Source organism: Pseudomonas tructae (assembly GCF_004214895.1).
In the GTDB taxonomy this organism is placed as follows: domain Bacteria; phylum Pseudomonadota; class Gammaproteobacteria; order Pseudomonadales; family Pseudomonadaceae; genus Aquipseudomonas; species Aquipseudomonas tructae.
In genome coordinates, this window is record NZ_CP035952.1 from 1,007,511 (window position 1) to 1,028,326 (window position 20,816).

Sequence of the window (20,816 nt, forward strand, 5' to 3'; positions counted from 1 at the left end):
CCTTCAATGAGCAGTCGTTCCGAGCGGGTGATCAAGCAGGTACTCTGTGTCCTGTTGTGCTGTGCACCGCTGCTGCCCAAGGCGCTGGCAGCGCCCAAGGGCTGCGCGACGCTTGGGCAAATGCCTGCGGTGATCGAAATCGATCAAGGCCTGCAGCAAGAGCTGCGTTTGCCGGTGGCGATCACCCGGGTAGCCATTGGCGACCCGAAGATTGCCGATGTGCACGCCAGTGGTGATGACGGCGTGATACTCACGGCGGTCGGCCCCGGTGCCACCAGCCTGATGCTCTGGACCGCCTGCGCCCAGGCACCGCGCCAGGCGATGTTATTTATCAAGGGCGTGGCCAGCACCGAGATGGCTGAAAGTGCGCGGCCGCCGTCCGAGGACCCACTGCTGCCCAGCCAGGTGCAGGCCGATATCCGTTTCGTTGAAGTCAATCGCACCAAGTACAAGGAGGCAGGGGCGCGGTTGTTCTTCAAGGGCTCGAACAACACCTTGATCGGCTCCCCTGGCGCGGTCCCGAACACCTCCGTAAGCCCGGGCCAGGTGCCTACCTTGCCTGGCATGCCGAACATTCCCCTGGACAACGGTGTGTTCAACATCATCTGGGGCGGCGGTAGCAGTCGCTTTCTGGCGGCGATCAATGCCCTGGAGAACAGCGGTTTTGCCTACACCCTGGCGCGCCCCAGCCTGGTGGTGCTCAGTGGCCTGACGGCCAGCTTTCTGGCCGGTGGCGAGATCCCCATTCCGGTACCCAGCAGTGGCAGCGACAACGTCTCGATCGAGTACAAGGAGTTCGGTATTCGCTTGGCGCTATCGCCGACCGTGGTCAGCCGTAATCGCATTACCCTCAAGGTCGCTCCGGAAGTCAGCGAACTGGACTACAACAAGGCGGTGAACATCGCCGGGACCTTGGTGCCGGGCCTGACCGTTCGGCGCACCGATACGAGTATTTCCCTGGCCGATGGCGAAAGCTTCGTCATCAGCGGCTTGATCAGCAGCCAGACACGTTCGGCGGTCGACAAGTTTCCGGGCCTGGGCAACATTCCGGTGCTTGGTGCGTTCTTTCGCCAGTCGGCATTGGTGCGTGATGAAACCGAACTGCTGATGATCGTCACACCGCATCTGGTTCAGCCACTGGCTGCCGATGCCCAGTTGCCGTCGCTGCCGGGTGAAGGCTTACGCACCTTCGACCCGAGCTGGGGGCGCTTGTTTTTCCTGGAGAACGGCGACTTCGAAGGTCGCAGCGGGTTATCCCAATGAGTGAAAGCCTGAGCCAGACCTTCCTCGCCATCACCCGCGACACCGCTGACCTGCAGTGGTTGCAAGGGGCGTTGGCGCCCCTGGGGCAGGTGGTCGGCGCCGGCAATGGCAGCCTCGACGAATTGCTTGCGCTGGTCGATGTCACCTTTGCCAACCTGGTGTTCGTCGGCCTGGACCGCGAGCAGGTGATCAATCAGTGCGCTCTGATCGAGGGCGTGCTGGAAGCCAAACCGATGCTGGCCATCGTTGCCCTGGGCGACGGGATGGACAACCAGTTGGTGCTCAATGCCATGCGCGCCGGCGCGCGGGATTTCGTGGCTTATGGTTCACGCTCAAGCGAAGTTGCCGGCCTGGTGCGGCGTTTGAGCAAGCGCCTGCCACCGGTGGCCAGCAACCCCAGCCTGGGCGGGCTTACCGTACTGTATGGGGCGCAGTCGGCCGCCGATGGCGCCTTGTTGACCACGCATATGGCGCGGGTGGTGCAGACCAGTGGCCAGCAAACCTTGCTGTTGGACCTTGGCCTGCCGCGCGGTGACAGTCTGGCCTTGCTTGGCCTGGAGGCCTCGTTTCATTTCGGTGACGCCCTGCGCCACCTGCGTCGCCTGGATAACACCCTGATCGACAGTGCTTTCACCCGTGAAGGTTCGGGCCTGCGCTTGCTGGCGTACGCCGAGAGCGACGAGCCTCTGGAGCGTACCAGCGCCGCCGAGCTGTACATGCTGCTCAGCGCCCTGCGCCAGCATTTTCAGCACATTGTCGTGAACCTTACCGGGCAGGCTGACAGCGAAGCCTTGCGGACGTTCGTCAGCCACTGCGACAAGCTGATCTGGTACACCGACCAGAACGTGCTCGATTGCCGGCGTAACCTTGAAGTGCTGACCCAGTGGCGCGAGAAGGGCATGAAACTCGAGCACGCGAGCCTGTTGGTGGACCGTTACCTGCGTGGCGTTGCACCGGATTCCGAAGCCCTGGGCAAGCGTTACGCCTTACCTGTTTTGCGGGTGCTGCCTTACAGCCCGCAGGTGCGCATGAACGCCAAGAACCAAGGCCTGACCCTGTTCGAACTGGCTCCACGCGAAGAGCTCACTCAACACCTCAAGGCACTGGGTGAACGCCTGGCACGGCGCTCCGAGAACAAGCCGCCAGCCAGCGCCAACTGGTTCAACCGCCTGTGGGCGCACAAGTGAGCGGCGACGAGCTGTTCGGCGGCCCCCGGCATAACCTGGGCGCTGATCCGCAGGGGCTCAAGCGCGCCCTGCATCGCTATATCATCGATGCCATCGAAGACAGCGGGCGCAACCTGCTCGAAGGCTCGCGCCCGGCGCTGGCGCAGTTTGTGGTGGAGCAGGTGGGTGACTATATCGCTCGACTGCACCTGGCCCTGTCGCGTTACGAGATGGAGCGCCTGGCCGAGGAAATCGTCGACGAACTGACCGGGTTTGGCCCGCTGGAGGTGTTGCTGCGCGATGCCAGCGTCACCGAAATCCTGGTCAACGGCCCGCACCGGGTGTTCATCGAGCGGGCCGGCCTGCTGCAACAAACCGACTTGCGCTTTATCGATGCCCACCATGTCGAGCGGGTCATGCAGCGGATTCTTGCGCCCCTGGGCAGGCGCCTGGATGAGTCCTCGCCGATGGTCGATGCGCGCATGCCTGACGGCAGCCGGGTCAATGCCATCATCCCGCCGGTGGCGCTGGACGGGCCGTGCCTGTCGATCCGCAAGTTTCGCAAGGACATGCTCAAGAGTGCCGACCTGCTGGCCACTCGCACCATCGACCAAGGCATGCTCGATTTCATCCAGCTGGCTGTCGCCCGGCGCTGCAACATTCTCGTCAGTGGCGGTACCGGCACTGGCAAGACCACGATGCTGAATATTCTCAGCCAGTTGATCACCCCCCATGAGCGGCTGGTGACCATCGAGGATGTGGCCGAACTGCAACTCGACCACCCGCATGTGGTACGCCTGGAGACCCGCCCGCCGAACGCCGAAGGGCATGGCGAGATCAAGGCCAGCGAGCTGATTCGCAACGCCTTGCGGATGCGCCCCGACCGCATCCTGCTCGGCGAGATTCGTGGCGTCGAAGTGCTCGATGTGCTCACCGCGATGAACACCGGTCATGACGGCTCGATGAGTACCGTGCATGCCAACACCGCCCAGGATGCCTTGCTGCGCCTGGAAACCCTGGTGGGCCTGACCGGCCGCCAGGTGGCCGAGAAAACCCTGCGGCAGATGATCTGCGCGGCGCTGGACGTGGTCATACAACTGACCCGCCTGGCCGATGGCCGCCGCTGTGTCAGTGAAGTGCTGGAGGTGGTTGGGGTGCGTGATGACGTGTATGTCACCAACACCCTGTTTCGCCTTGACCGGCGCAACGGCGATGGTTTTCTGCGTGAGGCGCCGAACCCGGCCGGGGACAAATTGCGCCGGGACCATTCGGAGCCGCAGTCGTGATCGCCGTAGTGTTGGGCCTGGTCTGCCTGGCGTTGCTGGGGGTGTCGGCGGGCTTGTTCTACAGCGGTATGCGCAAGTCAGGCGAAGAGCGCGTGCTCCAGCGTCTTGGCCAGATCCAGGACAGCCCGGTGCTGTCGCCCGCTGGCCGCGACTGGCTGGAGCGCCGGCTGCAGCGTGCCGGTATCGAGCGGGGCAAGGATGTGCTGCTGGTGTGGATGCTGGGCAGTGCCCTGATCGCGCTGCTCGGTGGCCGGCTTCTGGGCTGGGCGGCGGGCCTCGGGTTGTTGCTGCTGGCGCCTGTGCTGACCTGGCTGTACCTGGGCTGGCGTTATCGTCGCAGGGTGCAGCGGATGATCGAGCAGTTGCCGGTCTTGCTTGATCACAGTGTGCGCAGCCTCAAGGCCGGACGAACCTTGAGCGACGCCGTGCTTGGTGCCATCGATGCTGCGCGTGACCCGTTGCACGGGGCATTGCAGCGGGTGCGGCGCAATGTGCAGATGGGCATCAGCCTGGACGATGCAATGAGCGACCTGGCCGAGTTGTACGAACAGGACGAACTGCGCCTGTTCGCCTTGGGCCTGCGTATCAATCATCGCTATGGCGGCAACGCCAGCGAGTTGCTGGAGAACCTGATCAAGCTGATCCGCGAGCGCGAACAGGGTAGCCGCCAGTTGCGCGCCATGACCGGTGAGACACGCATGACCGCGACCGTTCTGGGCCTGTTGCCGGTGGGCATGGCCGGCTACTTTCTGATCAGCAACCCCAACTATTTGTTGGCGATGTGGCAGGACAGTAACGGTCAGTTCCTGCTGCTCGGGGCGTTTGTCCTGCAGATGGTGGGCTGTCTGGTGTTGTGGCGCATGTTGCGGAGTATCTGAAATGGCCTTGCTGCTCTGTGCCCTGTTGTTGTTCGCCGCCTTTGCCTTGTTGGTCGGCCAGTTGCTGCGCGAGCGTCGTCGTCAGCGCCTGGTTGCCTTGCGCCTGCAGGGCCGGTTGGGCGATGAAAATCGCCTGGGCAACTGGCTGCAGCAGGTCGGCAGCAGCCGTCTGGGCCAGCGTGCGCTGAACCTGGACGGCGAGACCCGCCTGCTGCTCGATCGCATTGGCTGGCGGCGCAGCCGGCAACGCGCGGTGTTCGCCACCTGTCAGATCGGCGTGCCATTGCTGGCCCTTGGTTTGGGCGTGGCGATGCAGCAGACGCTGTATCACACCAGCCAGGTGCCCTGGCTGGTGTTGCCTATATGCGCCATGGGCGCGGGCTATCTGTTGCCCAAACGCCTGCTGGCGCTGGCCGCCGGGCGTCGGCAGCAACAGATCGCTCGCGAAGTCTCGACCTTCATCCCCTTGCTGCGGATTCTCTTCGAGTCGGGCCTTGCGGTTGAGCAGGCCCTGCGGGTACTGAGCCAGGAGTCGCGAAAATTGTTGCCGGTGTTGAGTGAGGAATTGCGGACCATCCTGGTGCGGGTTGACTCGGGCCTGGCCTTGGCCCCGGAGCTTGAGAAAACCGCGCAACGGCTGGGTGTCGATGAGTTCAGCGACACCTGCGTGATTCTTCAGCAACTGCTGACCCAGGGCGGGGGCGCGATGAAGTCGCTGCTGGCGCTCAAGCAACTGCTCGATGACCGTCGCCTGACACACCTGCAGGAGCGAATCTCGAAGATGTCCGGGAAGATGTCGATGGTGATGATGGTGTTTCTGTTTCCGGCCTTGCTGATTGTGCTGGCCGGTCCCGGCCTGAGTGCCTTGGGCAGGGCATTGGGTTCATGAAGGGAGGCAATGCATGAAAGCAGTCATGGTGGTCATGGGTCTGATGCTGCTCGGCGGTTGTGCGACGCCAGGGGAGGGACCCTGGTTGGCCTTGCCCGGCGTGTCGGCCAGTTGTGCCAAGCCCGACTCGACCCAGCAACTGGCCCTGAGCATGGCCGACGAAATGCTCGCCGAGGGGCGTCCGCATGCGAGCCTGGCGCATCTTGAAGCCTTGCCGGCGAACATGGCCGAAGTACGCTTGCGCAAGGCAAAAGTGTCGCGCCTGTTGGGGCGCAGCGAGGCCGAGCCGCTGTACCGCAGCCTGCTCGGTGGCTGCCTGGCCGCCGAGGGTGAGCACGGGCTAGGGCAATTGGCGGCGGCTCGCGGTGACAATATCCAGGCTCAACGCCACCTGCTGCGGGCGGTACGCCTGGCGCCGACCGATGAAAAGGTGCGTAACGACCTGGGCGTGGTTTACCTCAACCTCGGTAATGTCGAACAGGCGCGCTTCGAGTTCCTCACCGCCATCGAACTCAAGGACAACAACACCCTGGCGGCCGTCAACCTGGTGAGCCTGTTGCTGTACCAGGACAGGTTTCAACAGGCCGCCGACCTGGTCAGCCGCTTGCACCTGACCCCGGCGCAGTTCAGCGAAGCCCGGGCACGTGCCGAGCAGTTGAAGCAACCTGCCGGCAGAACGGCCCAGGTTGCTGTGGTGAAGCCCATGGATACCAACGTCCGCCAACAGTGAGGTCGCCATGCACAGATCACTGCTTCTGCTTGCTTTAAGTGTACTGCCGTTAACGGCCCTGGCATTGGAAGCCGGGCCTTCGTCCAAGGCCCAGCAGACCACCGAGGCCTGGCTGCAGTTGCAGGCACGTAACCTGGAGGCGTCGAAGATCCCGCAGACGGCCACGCCCAAAGAGCGTGACCAGAGCATGCAGCGCTGGCTGGACAGCTACAAGTATGTGATCCCGGACTTCTACCGCTGGGAGAAGGTCAGCTCTTCCAACAAATGACAAGGCGCACTCAGTGCGCCGTGATTCGCTGGTGCAGGACAGAGGCGCCGGGGGACAGCGCCAGGGCCAGTTGGGTGCGGTTGTGCATGTGGGTCAGGCGCAGCACCTGCGACACGTAAAGCTTGACGGTGTTCTCGGTGATGCCCAGCTCGCAGGCAATCTGGTAGTTGGTCTTACCCTTGCTGACCAGCCGCGCTACGTCCAGTTGGCGCGGTGAAAGCTTGTCGAACAGGGCTGGTATCTGATCGTCGGGCGCTTCGGGCTCGACGTCGGTAGCACGCCGATGTGCGCCGAGCCCGCGGGCTTTGTCCAGGTCCTGGTAAAGGTCGTCGATCGATTCGGCGAGAAACTGCAGCTTCTGGTTCAGGTCACCCAGGTGCTGGTAGCTCTTGCGACGTTCAAGCACAGCGACTTCCTGGCGTTGCACGCCTTCGAGCAGCTCTTGCAGGTCGACGGGTTTCTGGTAGTAGTCGGCAAAACCCTCGCGCAGTGCGCGGATCACATCCTGCTTGTCGGCGCGCCCGGTGAGCATGATGGCCTCGAACAGCCGATGTGACCCGGCAATGGCCTTGAGCGCTCGCATCAACTCGATGCCATCGCAGTCGGGCATGTGCAGGTCGCACACCACCAGGGCGATCTCCTGATCGGCGCTGAACTGTTCAATGGCCTGGGTACTGGACTGGCAGGGCACGCACTGGTAACCACTGTTCTGGAGAAACTCGCATAACTCTTCGACGATCAATGGCTGGTCGTCCACGACCAGCACCTTGAGCTCACTGACTGGCTTGTTCACTCGCAACTCCCTGTTCTGTTCGCCTTCAGGTAACCGGTACCAGGCTGAGCCTGGATCCATTCCCGGCACCCTAGAAAATAGCCGCACTTTTTGACTATGTACAAGGTTTGTACACCCTTTTATTCACGTCATTCCACTAATGAATCCAGACGGCCGCCAACAAGAAGCCGACTAACAGGAAGGGGCAAAGGGCTGTTTTTTTGACGACTCTTCGCTCAACTGCTTCAGACGGTTCTTAACCTTCTGACTTAACAGGGACCACAACCAACGACGGCTGAGCAGCCAGGCCACGACGGCCACCCCGGCGCCGATAAAGGTGCCCAGCAGGTGCATGCGATCCGTGGCCAGGGCCAGGGCCCCGAGCAGTTTCACGTCGCCGGCGCCCAGACGACCGAGCAAATAGCCGGGCAGGGTCAGCAGCATGACCAAAGCCAGCGCCCAGCCACCTTCACTGGCGTCGGCGCCTATCCAGGTGTGCCCGGTAACGAACAGATAGGCCAGGGCGCAGGCGGCAGCGCCGAGGGTCAGGGTATTGGCGATCTGGCGTTCGCGCAGATCTTGTTCAGAGCACAAGGCAAGCCACAGCAACAGAACAATGCTTTGCATTGGCGAAAGGCCATCCCTTTGTGGTGAATGATTCTATGCTGTCTTTCAGGTGTCACTGTCAGGGTAGACGCGATCATGAAAGCAAGCCTGTGCAAGCAGCAAAAAGGCGCGGCAGCCCTCGAGTTTGTCATGGTCTTCGTGATCTTCTTCGCGGTGTTCTACGGGGTACTCAGCTACGGCTTGCCCATGCTGATGCTGCAATCGTTCAACCAGGCCAGCAGCGAAGCGGTGCGCCGTTGCGTGGCCCTGGACCCCGCCAGCGCAACCTACAACGCTGACGTCAACACCCTGGCCAAGCGCGTGCTCGGTGAGCAGCTGGCGTGGATGCCCGCGTCGTTGAACTTCCAGGTCAACAGCGATGCCAGTGTCACGCTCAGCCCCGGCAAACTGCTGACGGTGAAGATCGATTACGCCAAGGCCAAGTTGACCTCGGTATTACCGGTGCTGGACCTGCCGGGTATCGGTGAGGTCCCGCGCTTGCCCGAGAGCCTCAAGGCCGAAGCGAGCCTGCAGCTGTGAGCGGCGGTCAGGGCCTGTTCGAGCGCTGGCGTGGGCGTGCCACGCCAGCCGAGGTGCCCCTGCTGCCAGCGGCCGACGTGCCAGCGGTGGGCCTGCAACTGTGGCTCGATGATGCCGGCCGAGTGCTGCGCCTGGCCGGTCCCTTGCGGGCGGCGCTGGCGCTGGTGCCCCAGACCGGCGTGCGCCTGCACGATTATGTACAGCCCTATAGCCTGCTGGCCCTTGAAGGCGAGCCGGCGGATTGGCAGGGGCAACTGCTGGAGCTGGACTTCAAGGCAGCTGGCGGCCATACCTTGCATACTCGCGGCTGGCTTCTGGCGCAACAGGGAGGCTGGTTGCTGCAGTTGTTCGATATCGGCGACCTGCTGCAGCATCGCCAGCAGGCTCTGGCCGCCGAGCGTCAGCAGCACCTGACCGCGCACCTGGCGTGTGCCTTGCGTGGGTGCAGCATCGAACACTTGCCTGCGGTGGCCGAAGAACAGCTCAACTGGTTGCAACGCCATTGGCGTGCCAGGGGCGCGCGCTTGCTGGTGCAAACCGAGCAGGGCTGGCAGACCTACGCCAGCAGCGGCGATGCTTTGCAATGGCTGGGGGATGAGCAGTTTGCCCCGTTGCTGGACCGCCAACTGCCCGCCAGCATGCTTTGCAGTGACGCCGAGCCTGGGTTGCAATCCCTGTTGCCGGGATTGTCTGTGCACCTGCTGGGCTATGCCCAAGGGCAGGTCAACCAGGCCTGGCTGATCTGTATCGAAGCGCAGGAGGTGCTGCAACCTGCCGATGCCCTGTTGGTTGCGGCAGCGTTCATCGAGCCGCTGCTCGCTCGCCTGGTCGCTCATCAGCTACAGCAACAGAGCGAGCGACTGGACAGCCTGCAACTGCAATTGGGGGCCGGCTGGTGGCAATGGCGTCTGGATGATCCGCACGTGCACCTGGACCCGGCACTGGCCAGCAGCCTGGGCATACCCTGCGCGCTGACCGTCAATCAATGGCTGAGCCGCGTGCACCCGGCCGACCGCGAGGCGGCGCAACTGGCCTTTGGCGAGCTGCAGCGCCAGGGCTGTGCCTTGCAGTTGAGCCTGCGCCTGCTGGATCACAGCAGCAGTGCGTCGCCGCGCTGGTACCGCGTGTGTGGCCAAGTACATGGCAGTGGTGGCCAGCGGCGGGTCCAGGGCTTCATGCTCGACATCAGCGATATCAAGGTGCAACAGCTGCAGGCCAGCGCCGCCCAGGCGCGCCTGGAAAACCTGATCGCCAGTTCACCGGCCGTGATCTATATCCAGCGCTACCACGAGGGCGCGTTGCTGGCCGAGTTCTTCAGCGCCAGCCTGCAACCGATGCTCGGCTGGCCGCCTTTGGCGGACGAGGCACTGCAGCCTGGCCAGTGGCTGCACTCCGATGACCAGCCGCTGTGGCTGGAGCGTACCCGCACGCTGCTGCGCGAAGGTCAGAGCCGCAGTCGCTACCGCCTGCGTGATCAGCACGGGGGCTATCACTGGGTACTCGATGAAGCGCGTTTGCTGCGTGACGACCTGGGCTTGCCGGTCGAGGTGGTGGGGATCTGGCTGGACATCAGCGAGGCGACCGAAGCGAGTGAGAAAGTGCGCCGCAGCGAGGAGCGCTACCGTGTGCTGGTCGAGGATTCGCCAGCGATGATCTGTCGCTACCGACCGGACCTTAGCCTGGTGTTCGGCAACCAGCCATTGGCCGATTACCTGGAATGTACGGCGGCGCAACTGGCCGGCCTGAACCTTGGCCAGTGGTTGTCCGAGGCCCAGCGCCAGGCCTTCGTCGAGCGTCTGGCAGGCTTGACCCCGCAGCAGCCGGTCAGCAGCGCCGAAATCTGCCTGCAGCTGCCGGGGCGTGAGCATGCCTGGTGGGTGTGGTCTGATCGCGGATTGTTCGACGAGCAGGGGCAACTGCAGGAAATCCAGGCGGTGGGCCGCGACAACACGCAAGTCCGGCGTACCCAGCAGCAACTGCTGCAGAGCGCGAAAATGGCCACGCTCGGGGAAATGGCCACCGGCCTTGCCCATGAGATCAACCAGCCGCTCAACGTCATGCGCATGGCCGTGGTCAATACGCTCAAGCGCCTGGAAAACGGTGATGTTCAGGCCGACTACCTGCAAGACAAGCTCAAACGTATCGATGCCCAGGTACTACGCGCCTCCCGGGTGGTCGATCACATGCGTGTGTTCGGCCGACGCTCGGAGCTTGAACAGCAGTTGTTCGAACCCTGGCAGGCGGTGGACGGCGCCTTGTCGTTGCTGGCTGACGGCTTGCGCGGCAAGGGTGTGGAGCTACGCGTGCAGGCGCCGGAGCAAGGCGTGCCGGTATTCGGGCATCAGGACCAGCTGGAGCAGGTGTTGATCAACCTCATGGTCAATGCCCGCGATGCCTTGCTGGCCCGCCGCGAGCACTCGCGCGAACTGCAGCCCTGGATCGCCCTGCGCCAGGAGCAGGATGCGCAGCAAGTGCGCCTGTTGATCGAGGACAACGGCGGCGGTATCGAGCCGCGGTTGCTCGAGCGCATCTTCGAGCCGTTCTTCACCACCAAGCCAGTAGGTGTTGGTACCGGCCTTGGGCTGTCGGTGAGCTACGGCATCATCGAGAGCATGGGCGGTTGTCTGAGTGTCGAGAATGGCGAGCAGGGCGCGCGGTTCTGCATCGCCTTGCCGCTGGCTCAGATCATCAGCTGAGCGCGCCCGCTGTGACAGCTGAGGTTGGCGCCAATCTCCACCTGGTTCAGGTCGATGCCCAGCAAGGTCAGCAGGTTGTTGATGATCGGGTCGAGCAGGGAACCGAGCAAACTGCCGATCAGCCCTGAAACGGTATTGAGCAGCAGGCTGACCAGCGGAATCTGCGGCGTCAGCTCCAGGCCTTCAAGGGTGGCGCGGACACTGGCAACGATGTTTTTCGAGCTGAGCAGGTGATTGGCCGAGTCCTGTTCCAGCTCCGGCGGCTTGAGGTAGGTGAAGGACTCGTTCTGGCTGAACACGGGTGAGTTGGCGCCCAGGCCTATGTCGATGCCCAACACGCTGAGCAGCACCAGCGGGCTGGCATCGACCGGGCTTTTTGAAGAGAAGAAGTTGTTGCTGTTGATCGTGCCGATCAGCACCTTGACCGCCGCGGCCTCGTTGCGCACGGTCAGGCTCTTGCTGGCGGCCGAGGCGCAGTTGTAGCCGGTGACGTGACTGCTGGCGCTGGCGACTTCCAGGCCCAGATCGAGGCTGGGGTTTGGCAAAACCTGGATGATCCCCAGGTTCAGACCACCCAGCAACGGGCCCAGGTCGAGCTTGATCAGGATGCGTGTCTGGGCAGTGCGTACATAGATCTGTTCGGGATCTTTCGGGTTTGCCGTGGCTTTGGCCGGATTGCCCACTGCGGAAAACTGCGGCGGTTCGATGATCTTGATTCGGGTCGAGATGTTGGCCAGGCCCAGCAGGCTGACCGGCAGGGTGACTTCGGCGCCATGGGCGCTGTTGGCCAGTTGCACCATGCCCTGGACCAGTTGCAGGGCCTGCAACTTTGCATCCAGCCCGGCACTGCTGCCGCCATTGTGGATATCGAGCAAATCGCCGAGGACGATGCCTCCGGCATTCTGGGCCAGGACACTGAGCTGGGCCAGGCCGCTGACATCCACCAGCGGATTGTTCTGCGCCGCTACCTTGGCCATGACCTCGAGGGCCTCGCCGACATTGAGGGTCTTGCTCAGCAGCTCGGTGTAGTTGCCCGCGCTGACCTGAGCCTTGATCGCCAGGGCGTCGAGGTAGTTGAGCAGGTTGACGTTGGCCTGCAACAAGCCTTGCCACTGGGCCAGGCTCAAGTTGACCTGGCCGCCGAGCAGGCTGCTCATCAATGAGTTGAGCAGCGCCGAGCGTGAAGAGTCGATATTGAGCAAGGTGCTGCGAATGTTCAGGCGCGCCAGCGGCGGCCCGGGCTGGGCTGCGGTGGCCTGGGCACTGAGGCGGGTGGTGGGGTCAAAGGTGGCAGAGGCCACCAGCGAGCGGATGCCGGCGGCAAGGCTGGTGTCCAGGGTAAGGCCGGCTGTCACGCGGATCGCATCGGCCTTGCTGGCATCGACGCTGAATTGCCGCAAGCTACCTGCGCCGGTCTGCAGGCTGCCGCATTCCACTTGCAGGCTGCGGTTGCCGCCGGGCGGGTGGTCATTGCGCGTTGCGGCGCGGCTGGCCAGTGCCTGGGCGCCAGGACCGCTGGGCAGGCAGGTGCCCTTGCCGTTGACGGCTTCCAGCGCCGCCATGTCGGCTACCCGTTGCAGTTTGCGTTGTTCCAGAAACAAGCGTCCGCTGTCGACCACCATCAGCACGAACAGTAACGCCATGCCCAGGGTCAGGGCGGCGATCAAGCCGATGGCGCCACGTTGCCGTGCTGGAAAGCGAGAGGACACGAGCACTCCTTTGCCGGCCGTTGGCCGCGCGGGGCAGCAGCAGTGCCAAGGAGTGTAGCCAAGATAATGGCCAGTCGCCGGTATGGCGACTGGCACGCGAGGCTTAGCGTGGCGGGTAGTTGGCCATCAGTTTGGCGACGGTGTCGTTGATCGCTGAGTTGCGTTCCTGCGGGCTTGGCGGGTAGTTGTTCATGATCTGTTCGGCGCTGCCGCGCCACACCAGCTTGCCGTCGCGACCGTCGAACAGGTCGACCTGAATGGTTGCCACCTTGTAGTCGACACTGCGGGTTTCGTTGTACATCGGCCCACCCCAGTAGCCGCCCCAGTACCCACCCCAGGCGCCGCCATAGTTGGTGGTCACCTGTTGCTGGCGATTCTCGACGATCAGGTAGGCCTGGACCTTCAGGTCACCGCGGCTGTTGCCCTGGGCCGGGCGCAGGCCGCGTTGATCGAGCTGGTTGGCCACGGCCTGGCGGATGCGTTGCTCGGTGAGGTCGCTCTTGATCCGCGGATCGTCCGGACGGTACTGCAACCCTGGCTCCTGCCAGACCCAGCTACGGTAGGCGGCAAAGTCGCGGCTGGCATCGAAGTCCTGGGTGACGTTGTTGCTCTGGCAAGCACCGAGCAACAACAGGAGCGAGAGTAAAGCGAGACGCTGCAACATGGTGGTTCTCCGTTTACCTTTAGCTGGGAGGATAGCTGGCCAGCGCTTTTTGCACCGATTCGCGCAGGGCATCGGCGCGCTTGCCCTGGGAGTCCTGGCTGGCGGTCTCGGCGCTGGCGCTCCACACCGGTTGGCCGTCGCGGGCGTCGTACAGGTCGACGCGCACCACCATCACTTCGACTTCGTAGGTGCGCACCAGCGGCACGCTGCCGTACACCCCGTAGCCGTTGTGGTAACGACCGTAACTGCCGTAGCCACCATACGCGCCGTAGGGGTAGTTGTCGTAGGGGTAAGCGTCTTCGCGGACCTGACGCAAGCGCCGCTCCAGGCGCAGGTCGGCACTGACCAGCAGGTCGCCTGCCTGGCCGTTGCGGGCCGGGCGCAGGCCACGCTGGTCCAGAGCATTGCTCACCGCGTCGGCCAGTTGCGCAGGTTCGGCATAGCTGCTGCCTGCCGGCAATTGGTCGTTGCGCCAGGCCCAACTGCGATAGCGCCCGTAGTCGCGGGGGGCTGCGGGGTAAGCGCTGGCATCGAAGCTGTTGGCCGCGTGTGGCGGCGCCGCTGGCAATGGCCGGGAGCTGGCGACATAAGGGTTGCTGCCCTGGCAGGCGGCCAGGGTCAGGCAGAGCAGGCCCAGGGTCAAACGGTACGGCATGTCACCCTCCCGGCGGGCATGGTTCAGCGCGGTCGACAGATCCAGTGCAGGTAGCGGCCCAGCCCGGCAAAGGCTGGGTGACGACGATGTGCCAGTTCCATTTCCAGCAGGTCGTGCAGTTCGGCCTTGGCCTGGAAATCACGCGGCATGTAGTCGTGGAATACCCGCACGCCACTTTCACTTTCGACCTGCCACAAGTCTTCAAGTTGCGCCTTGAGCGTGCGTGGATCAAGTGGTTTTTGCGGGGTCAGGCTCTGCTTTTCACCGGCCAGTTCATTGCTGCGCAACTTGCGGAAATGGCCCTTGAGCAGGTTGCGATACACCAGCGCGTCACGGTTGTAGAACGCCAGCGAAAGCAGGCCGTCGGTGCGGGTCAACTGATGCAGTACCGGCAGGATGGTCTCGGGTTCGGCCAGCCATTCCAGTACTGCATGGCACAGCACCAGGTCGTAGGGTTCGGTCAGCTGGCCGAGCAGCTCCTGCCAGGGCGCCTGGATGAACGTGGCCTGCTGGCCGGCGTCGGCAAAGCGCTCGCGGGCGCCTTCGAGCATCGGTGCGGCAGGCTCGGCCAGGGTCACCTGGTGCCCGCGCTGGGCCAGCCACAGCGACATGTGGCCCAGGCCGGCGCCGATATCCAGGACACGCAGCGGGCGATCGGGCAAGGCTTCGGCGAGGTCGGCCTGCAACACCGCCAGGCGGATCGCACCCTTGGCGCCACCGTAGATTTTTTCGGCAAAGCGGGTGGCCAGTTCATCGAAATGACGGTCGTTCATTTGCCAAAACGCCTTTCGCTGTCGGCCAGTTTGCTGTTCACCACCTGCTCCATGTCCAGGCCCAGTTCGCTGCACAGCAACAACAGGTAGAGGACGATGTCGCCGACTTCCTGGCCGGCGTGCTCCAGTTGCTCGGGTGGCAATTGGCGCGACTGGTCTTCGCTCAGCCACTGGAAGATTTCCACCAGTTCGGCCATCTCGACGCTGGCGGCCATGGCCAGGTTTTTCGGGCTGTGGAATCCGCGCCAGTCATTGCTGTCGCGGATGTGGTGCAGGCGTTGGGTCAGTTCTTGCAGGTTCATCAGGGCTCTCCTCAAGCGGTATAGCTTCAGGCGGGCGCCGTCGCAACGCAAGAGGGCACTGTCAGCTCAAGGGGCGCCAGGCGCCGCGCATGTGCACCAGCTCCCCGTGGCCGTCGAGCTGCAACTGGCCCTCGGCCGCAGCTGGGCTTGCATTGAGGATCACCTCGCTGGGCAGGCGCACCGGTTTAAGGAAGCTCACCTCGATCTCATAGCCACTGACCGGCAGGTGGCTGCGCATCGCTGCCAGGGCCATGGCCTTGCTCCACATGCCATGGGCAATGGCGGTGGGGAAGCCGAACAGCCTGGCGCTGGCGGCGCTCAGGTGGATCGGGTTGTAGTCGCCGCAGACCTTGGCGTACCGCCGGCCGATATCGCTGTCGGCGTACCAGCGCGTCAGTTCGCTCAAGGGCAGGGCTTCAGGCGCTTCGGTTGCGGGCGGTTCGCCAGCGAGTTTCAGGCCCCGGCAGAGCATGCGGCTGGTCTCGGACCAGAGCAGGCCCAGACCGTCTTCGGCTTCGGTGACGAGGTCGCAGGTGGCGCCTTTTTCATGGGGTTGCAGGTTATCCACATGCACGCTGAAGCGCAGGCGGCTGATGCCGCCCAGCGGGCGCAGTACGCGAATGCGGTTGTGCAGGTGCACCATCCCCAGCAGCGGGAAGGGAAAGTCGGCGGCTGTCAGCAACTGCATCTGCAGGGCGAAGGCCATGACGTGGGGAAAGGTCGTCGGCAGCGCTGCGTCATCGCTGAAATGGCAGAGCTTGCGGTATGCCTGCAACTGCTGCGCATCGACGCTCAGCTGGCAGCGCAAACCGCTATTGGGCAGGCTGTCGCCACTGATCTTGCGTTTGCGCGCGGCGCGCAGGTACAGCCCGGAGAGTGCCGCAGTACGGCTCACCTCGATCCATTTGCGCGTCATCTCATGCCCCCATCACGGCTTGACCGCAGACCCGCAGCACCTGGCCATTGACCGCACCGCTGCCCGGTTGCGCCAACCAGGCCACCGCTTCGGCGACGTCCTCGGGCAGGCCGCCCTGGCCCAGTGAGCTCATGCGCCGGCCGGCTTCGCGCAGGGCGAAGGGGATGGCCGCAGTCATGCGGGTTTCGATGAAACCGGGGGCCACGGCATTGATGCTGGCGCCGCGCTCGGCCAGCTTTGGCGCCCAGGCCTGGGCCAGGCCGATCAGCCCGGCTTTGCTGGCGGCGTAGTTGGCCTGGCCGCGGTTGCCGGCGATGCCGCTGATCGAGGCGAGCAGAACGATGCGTGCGTTGTCGTGCAGGGCGCCGCTGTCGAACAGTGCCTGGGTCAAGAGTTGCGGGGCCTTGAGGTTGACTGCGAGCACCGAATCCCAGAACTCCGGGGTCATGTTGGCGAGGGTCTTGTCCCGGGTGATGCCGGCGTTGTGCACGACGATGTCGATACCTTCGGGCAGGCCTTCGAGCAGTTGCGCCGGAGCATCGGCGGCGCAGATGTCCAGGGCCAGGCTTCGACCGCCCAGACGTGCGGCCAGCGCCTCGAGGTCGGCCTTGGCCTGGGGCACATCCAAGAGGATCACCTCGGCGCCATCGCGGGCCAGGGTTTCGGCAATCGCCGCACCGATGCCCCGGGCCGCACCGGTGACCAGCGCTTTGCGCCCGGCCAGTGGCCGGCTCCAGTCCTGGACCACGGTGCCGCAGGCTTCCAGGCGCAGTACCTGGCCAGAGATGAAGGCACTTTTAGGCGACAGAAAGAAACGCAAGGCGCCTTCGAGCTGGTCTTGCGCCGCTTCGCTGACATACAGCAGTTGCAAGGTGCCGCCGGCGCGCAGTTCCTTGGCCAGGGAGCGGCTGAAGCCTTCGAGGGCGCGCTGGGCGACGCGCGCCAGCGGGTCGTCGAGCTGCTCCGGAGCGCGGCCGAGAATGACCAGGTGCGCGCTCGGGGCCAGGCTGCGCAACAATGGCTGGAAGAACTCGCGCAATTGCTTGAGCTGGTCGATATCGTCCAGTTCGCTGGCGTCGAACACCACCGCCTTGAGTTTCGGCCCAAGCCCGGCCACCCACTCGCTGGCTTCAAGCTCTGGGCTGGCAAAGCTGTAGAGCTCGTCGGTGAGGCGTTTGGCGAAGCGTTCAATGGTCCTGGCCAGTGGCCCGCCGCCCAGCAACAGAGCACCCTCGATCGGCCGCAGGCGACCGGCCGCCCAGCGTTCCAGACGGGCCGGGCTGGGCAGGCCGACGGCGCCTACCAGGCGGCGGCCAAGGTCGGAGTTGGCGAAGTCGATATAGCGGTCGCTCATATGCGGTTCTCCCTGAAATAGCTTCAAAGTGTGGACCATGATTGGCCATTGGTCGTTCGCCCGGGGAAAAAACACCTACTCTGTAGCGGACCGTTTCGTGAAAGAGGAAGTTACGTATGCGCTCATTGCGCCGGGTCGCGATCATCGGCGGTAATCGGATTCCTTTCTCCCGCTCCAACGGCCCCTATGCCAAGGCCAGCAACCAGGTGATGTTCACTGCTGCCCTCGAAGGGCTTATCGAGCGCTACGGTTTGCACGGCTTGCGCTTGGGCGAAGTGGTGGGCGGGGCTGTGCTCAAGCATTCGCGTGACATGAACATCAGCCGTGAAAGCGTGCTCGGTTCGCGATTGTCCCCGCAAACACCGGCCTATGATGTGCAACTGGCCTGTGGCACGGGGCTGGAAACGGCGCTGCTGGTGGCCAACAAGATTGCCCTGGGGCAGATCGACAGCGGCATCGCCGGGGGTGTCGACAGCACCTCCGATGCCCCCATCGCGGTCAGTGAAGGGCTGCGCCAGATCCTGCTCCAGGCCAACCGGGCGAGCACCACCGCCGATAAACTCAAGGCCTTTTTGCGCCTGCGCCCCGGGCATCTGAAACCAGAGTTGCCGCGCAATGGTGAAGCGCGCACGGGCCTGTCCATGGGCCAGCACTGCGAGCTGATGGCGCAGACCTGGCACATCGCGCGACAGGATCAGGACCAACTGGCCCTGCTCAGTCACCACAACCTGGCGGCGTCCTTTGCCGACGGCTGGCATGACGACCTGCTGACCCCCTTCATGGGCCTGACCCGCGACAACAACCTGCGCCCCGAGCTGACCCTGGAGAAGCTCGCCAGCCTCAAGCCGGTGTTCGAACGCAGCGACAAAGGTACGCTGACCCCGGGCAACTCAACCCCGCTCACCGACGGCGCTTCAGTGGTGCTGCTGGGCAGCGAAGACTGGGCCCGCGAGCGGGGCTTGCCGGTGCTGGCCTACCTGGTCGATGGCGAAACGGCTGCGGTGGATTTCGTCAAAGGTCACGAAGGGCTGTTGATGGCGCCGGCCTACGCGGTACCGCGGTTGTTGGCCCGCAATGGCCTGACCCTGCAGGACTTCGACTATTACGAGATCCACGAAGCTTTCGCCGCGCAGGTGCTGTGCACCCTCAAGGCCTGGGAAGACCCCGAGTACTGCAAAAGCCGCCTGGGCCTGGAGGCGCCTTTGGGGTCGATCGACCGCAGCAAACTCAACGTCAAAGGCAGTTCATTGGCCGCCGGGCATCCCTTTGCGGCAACCGGCGGGCGCATTCTGGCCAACATGGCCAAGTTGCTGGCCAGTGCCGGCAAGGGCCGTGGCCTGATCTCCATCTGCGCCGCTGGCGGTCAGGGCGTGACGGCGATCATCGAGCGTTGACCGGCGCGGGCTGACTGAGCAGCGGGGCCGGGCGATTGGCGTAGTGCTCGGCCATAATCGAGCAGACGATCAGTTGCAGCGGGTGGTAGATCATGATCGGCAGCAGGATCAGCCCCAACCCCGGGTGTGCCCCGAAAATCAGCGCGGCCATTGGCGCACCTGCGGCCAGGGATTTCTTGCTGGCGCAAAATACCGCAGCCACTTCGTCCGCCGGGCTGAAGTGCAGCGCCCGGGCACTGCGGGTGGTGAGCAGCAGGATCAGCGCCAGCAACAGGGCGCTGCCAACCAAAGCAATGGCGATCACCGAACCGCCTTGCTGCTGCCACATCCCCGAGACCATCGAGTTGCAGAACGCCGCATACACCAGCAGCAGGATCACCAACTTATCCACAACATTGGTGTAGCGCTTGTGCCGGGTAAAGAAGCGCCCGAACCAGGGCCGCAGCAGTTGGCCAAGCACCAGAGGCAGCAGCAACAAGGCGCAGAGATCAAGCAGGGTGGCGCCCAGGTCGATGCCGTCGCTGCCACTGCCAACCACCAGGCTGACCAGCCAGGGGGTGAGGAAGATGCCGAGTACGCTGGACAGGCTGGCGTTGAGGATCGCCGCCGGCACGTTGCCGCCAGCACTGCCGGTCAGCGCCACCGACGAGGAGATGGTCGAGGGCAGGGCGCAGAGATAGAAGAAACCGAGCATCAGCAGCGCTGGCAACTGGCTTGCGAGTACTTTATTGCCCAGCCACCACAGCAGGGGAAAGACCATGAAGGTGAAGCCCTGGACCATCAGGTGCAGGCGCCAGTTTTTCAGGCCGTGACCGATCTGCTCGCTGGACAGGTTGATGCCGTGCAGGAAAAACACCAGGAACACACCGACATTGATCACCACGTCAGCGTGCATGGCGCCACCGCTGCGGCCGAACTGGGGAAACAGCCAGGCGAGGAAGGTGGCCAGGAACATGCCGCACAGAAACCAGTCGGTTACCACGCGTTTGAGGTGTTGGAGCGCTTGCATAGGCGGGCCTGCGAATCATTTTGTATTCATTGAGCCCAGAGGCTACGCTCGGCAGGTATTTACCGTCTTGCGACATAAGGCCAACTGATGCCGAGTAACGGACAACAACCCTCGGCCCGGGCGATTCCGCAACTGCAGCGCTTGCCCAGGCCTCTGTATGCCCGCGCCGAAAGCCTCGGTGCCGGTTCGTGGACGCCGCGCCATCAGCATGACTGGGCGCAGTTCTCCTATGCGATCAGCGGCGTGCTCGGGGTCTATACCGCCGACGGCAGCTACTTCGCCCCGCCACAGTGGGGCGTGTGGATTCCCGCCGGGGTCGAGCATGAGGTGGTGACCTCGATGCAGGCCGAGATGCGTAGCCTGTATGTGCGTCGCGAAGAGGCCAGCTGGGCGCCGGCGCAATGCCGGGTGCTGGAAGTAACACCGCTGGCCCGCGAGCTGATCAAGCAGTTCTGCTTGCTGGCGGTGACTTATCCTGAAGGCGACAGCGCCGAGGCGCGGCTGGTGGCGGTGTTGCTCGACCAGTTGCAGGCTCTGCCACAGGTGGGGTTTTCGCTGCCGTTGCCACAGCAACCGCGCTTGCTGCAATTGTGCAACGCGTTGCTCGCCCACCCTGAACAGGCGCAAACCCTTGGGCAATGGGCCCAGCACCTGAACACCTCGGAGAAAACCCTGAGCCGCCTGTTTCTGCGTGAAACCGGCTTGAGCTTTCGCAGCTGGCGCCAGCGTATGCGCCTGTTGTCGTCGTTGACGGCTCTGGAGGCCGGGCAGAGTGTGACCGAAGCCGCGCTGGGCTGCGGTTACGACTCCACTTCGGCCTATATTGCTGCGTTCAAGGGCCTGTTCGGCTTCACCCCCGGCGAGCTGCGCTTGTAGCCGTCAGGTTTTCGGTCTAAACACGCTCTCTCGCCTGGCACCAGGCTGACAACGCCGCCCTCACAGACCA

20 protein-coding genes and 1 pseudogene are annotated in these 20,816 nt (G+C 63.9%); 11 read left to right on the forward strand and 10 right to left on the reverse strand.

Annotated elements, in window-relative coordinates:
* Nucleotides 1–6: 6 nt before the first annotated feature.
* Genes EXN22_RS04560 through EXN22_RS04590 form a run of 7 tightly spaced genes read left to right on the forward strand, consistent with a single transcriptional unit; the run spans nt 7 to nt 6,480 of the window.
* Nucleotides 7–1,263, forward strand: coding sequence for a type II and III secretion system protein family protein (locus tag EXN22_RS04560; RefSeq protein ID WP_130262951.1), 1,257 nt, complete (start codon nt 7–9; stop codon nt 1,261–1,263).
* The gene (locus EXN22_RS04565) at nt 1,260–2,450 is read left to right on the forward strand and encodes a pilus assembly protein (RefSeq protein WP_130262952.1); all 1,191 of its coding nucleotides are present in this window, start codon (nt 1,260–1,262) and stop codon (nt 2,448–2,450) included. The genes EXN22_RS04560 and EXN22_RS04565 overlap by 4 nt, the downstream gene beginning before the upstream one ends.
* Nucleotides 2,447–3,715 (forward strand): CpaF family protein, encoded by a 1,269-nt coding sequence (locus EXN22_RS04570; protein WP_130266754.1) that lies wholly within the window; start codon nt 2,447–2,449, stop codon nt 3,713–3,715. The genes EXN22_RS04565 and EXN22_RS04570 overlap by 4 nt, the downstream gene beginning before the upstream one ends.
* A complete protein-coding gene (locus tag EXN22_RS04575; RefSeq protein ID WP_130262953.1) occupies nt 3,712–4,593 on the forward strand; it encodes a type II secretion system F family protein in 882 nt (293 codons plus the stop codon). Before EXN22_RS04570 ends, EXN22_RS04575 begins: the two co-directional genes overlap by 4 nt.
* Before the next feature lies 1 nt (nt 4,594).
* Nucleotides 4,595–5,482: a type II secretion system F family protein gene (locus EXN22_RS04580; protein ID WP_130262954.1), complete on the forward strand. Its 888-nt coding sequence runs from the start codon at nt 4,595–4,597 to the stop codon at nt 5,480–5,482.
* A gap of 13 nt (nt 5,483–5,495) precedes the next feature.
* The gene (locus tag EXN22_RS04585; RefSeq protein WP_130262955.1) at nt 5,496–6,212 is read left to right on the forward strand and encodes a tetratricopeptide repeat protein; all 717 of its coding nucleotides are present in this window, start codon (nt 5,496–5,498) and stop codon (nt 6,210–6,212) included.
* Nucleotides 6,213–6,219: 7 nt separating this feature from the next.
* A complete protein-coding gene (locus EXN22_RS04590) occupies nt 6,220–6,480 on the forward strand; it encodes a DUF3613 domain-containing protein (RefSeq protein ID WP_130262956.1) in 261 nt (86 codons plus the stop codon).
* Between the two features lie 10 nt (nt 6,481–6,490).
* Here EXN22_RS04590 and EXN22_RS04595 read toward each other — a convergent pair whose 3' ends face one another.
* Nucleotides 6,491–7,273, reverse strand: coding sequence for a response regulator transcription factor (locus EXN22_RS04595; RefSeq protein ID WP_218567660.1), 783 nt, complete (start codon nt 7,271–7,273; stop codon nt 6,491–6,493).
* A 136-nt stretch (nt 7,274–7,409) separates the two neighbouring features.
* Nucleotides 7,410–7,879: pseudogene (locus EXN22_RS04600) on the reverse strand (A24 family peptidase).
* Nucleotides 7,880–7,954: 75 nt separating this feature from the next.
* Here EXN22_RS04600 and EXN22_RS04605 point away from each other — a divergent pair.
* Together EXN22_RS04605 and EXN22_RS04610 are read left to right on the forward strand one after the other, a co-directional pair.
* A complete protein-coding gene (locus EXN22_RS04605) occupies nt 7,955–8,398 on the forward strand; it encodes a TadE/TadG family type IV pilus assembly protein (RefSeq protein WP_130262958.1) in 444 nt (147 codons plus the stop codon).
* Nucleotides 8,395–11,094: a PAS domain-containing sensor histidine kinase gene (locus EXN22_RS04610; protein WP_130262959.1), complete on the forward strand. Its 2,700-nt coding sequence runs from the start codon at nt 8,395–8,397 to the stop codon at nt 11,092–11,094. Before EXN22_RS04605 ends, EXN22_RS04610 begins: the two co-directional genes overlap by 4 nt.
* Here EXN22_RS04610 and EXN22_RS04615 read toward each other — a convergent pair.
* From EXN22_RS04615 to EXN22_RS04645, 7 genes are all read right to left on the reverse strand, one after another.
* Nucleotides 11,079–12,803, reverse strand: coding sequence for a pilus assembly protein TadG-related protein (locus EXN22_RS04615; RefSeq protein ID WP_130262960.1), 1,725 nt, complete (start codon nt 12,801–12,803; stop codon nt 11,079–11,081). The two genes, EXN22_RS04610 and EXN22_RS04615, sit on opposite strands and share 16 nt — an antisense overlap.
* 103 nt (nt 12,804–12,906) lie before the next feature.
* The gene (locus EXN22_RS04620) at nt 12,907–13,467 is read right to left on the reverse strand and encodes a DUF4136 domain-containing protein (RefSeq protein WP_130262961.1); all 561 of its coding nucleotides are present in this window, start codon (nt 13,465–13,467) and stop codon (nt 12,907–12,909) included.
* A 19-nt stretch (nt 13,468–13,486) separates the two neighbouring features.
* Nucleotides 13,487–14,122, reverse strand: coding sequence for a DUF4136 domain-containing protein (locus EXN22_RS04625; RefSeq protein WP_130262962.1), 636 nt, complete (start codon nt 14,120–14,122; stop codon nt 13,487–13,489).
* Between the two features lie 23 nt (nt 14,123–14,145).
* On the reverse strand, nt 14,146–14,895 hold the full coding sequence (locus EXN22_RS04630; RefSeq protein WP_130262963.1) for a methyltransferase domain-containing protein: 750 nt from the start codon (nt 14,893–14,895) through the stop codon (nt 14,146–14,148).
* Nucleotides 14,892–15,197, reverse strand: coding sequence for a MazG-like family protein (locus EXN22_RS04635; RefSeq protein ID WP_130262964.1), 306 nt, complete (start codon nt 15,195–15,197; stop codon nt 14,892–14,894). Before EXN22_RS04635 ends, EXN22_RS04630 begins: the two co-directional genes overlap by 4 nt.
* A gap of 61 nt (nt 15,198–15,258) precedes the next feature.
* A complete protein-coding gene (locus tag EXN22_RS04640) occupies nt 15,259–16,113 on the reverse strand; it encodes a MaoC family dehydratase (protein WP_130262965.1) in 855 nt (284 codons plus the stop codon).
* A gap of 1 nt (nt 16,114) precedes the next feature.
* Nucleotides 16,115–17,467 carry a 3-oxoacyl-ACP reductase gene (locus EXN22_RS04645; RefSeq protein WP_130262966.1) on the reverse strand — a complete coding sequence of 451 codons (1,353 nt, stop codon included), beginning with the start codon at nt 17,465–17,467 and terminating at the stop codon, nt 16,115–16,117.
* Between the two features lie 116 nt (nt 17,468–17,583).
* Here EXN22_RS04645 and EXN22_RS04650 point away from each other — a divergent pair, with 116 nt between their 5' ends.
* Complete coding sequence (locus EXN22_RS04650; RefSeq protein WP_130262967.1) at nt 17,584–18,861, forward strand: acetyl-CoA C-acetyltransferase; 1,278 nt, start codon at nt 17,584–17,586, stop codon at nt 18,859–18,861.
* On the opposite strand, the gene EXN22_RS04655 is transcribed toward EXN22_RS04650, so the two are convergent.
* On the reverse strand, nt 18,848–19,870 hold the full coding sequence (locus EXN22_RS04655; protein WP_130262968.1) for a bile acid:sodium symporter family protein: 1,023 nt from the start codon (nt 19,868–19,870) through the stop codon (nt 18,848–18,850). The two genes, EXN22_RS04650 and EXN22_RS04655, sit on opposite strands and share 14 nt — an antisense overlap.
* A gap of 87 nt (nt 19,871–19,957) precedes the next feature.
* Here EXN22_RS04655 and EXN22_RS04660 point away from each other — a divergent pair, with 87 nt between their 5' ends.
* Nucleotides 19,958–20,746 carry an AraC family transcriptional regulator gene (locus EXN22_RS04660; protein ID WP_130262969.1) on the forward strand — a complete coding sequence of 263 codons (789 nt, stop codon included), beginning with the start codon at nt 19,958–19,960 and terminating at the stop codon, nt 20,744–20,746.
* The last annotated feature ends 70 nt before the right edge of the window (nt 20,747–20,816 follow it).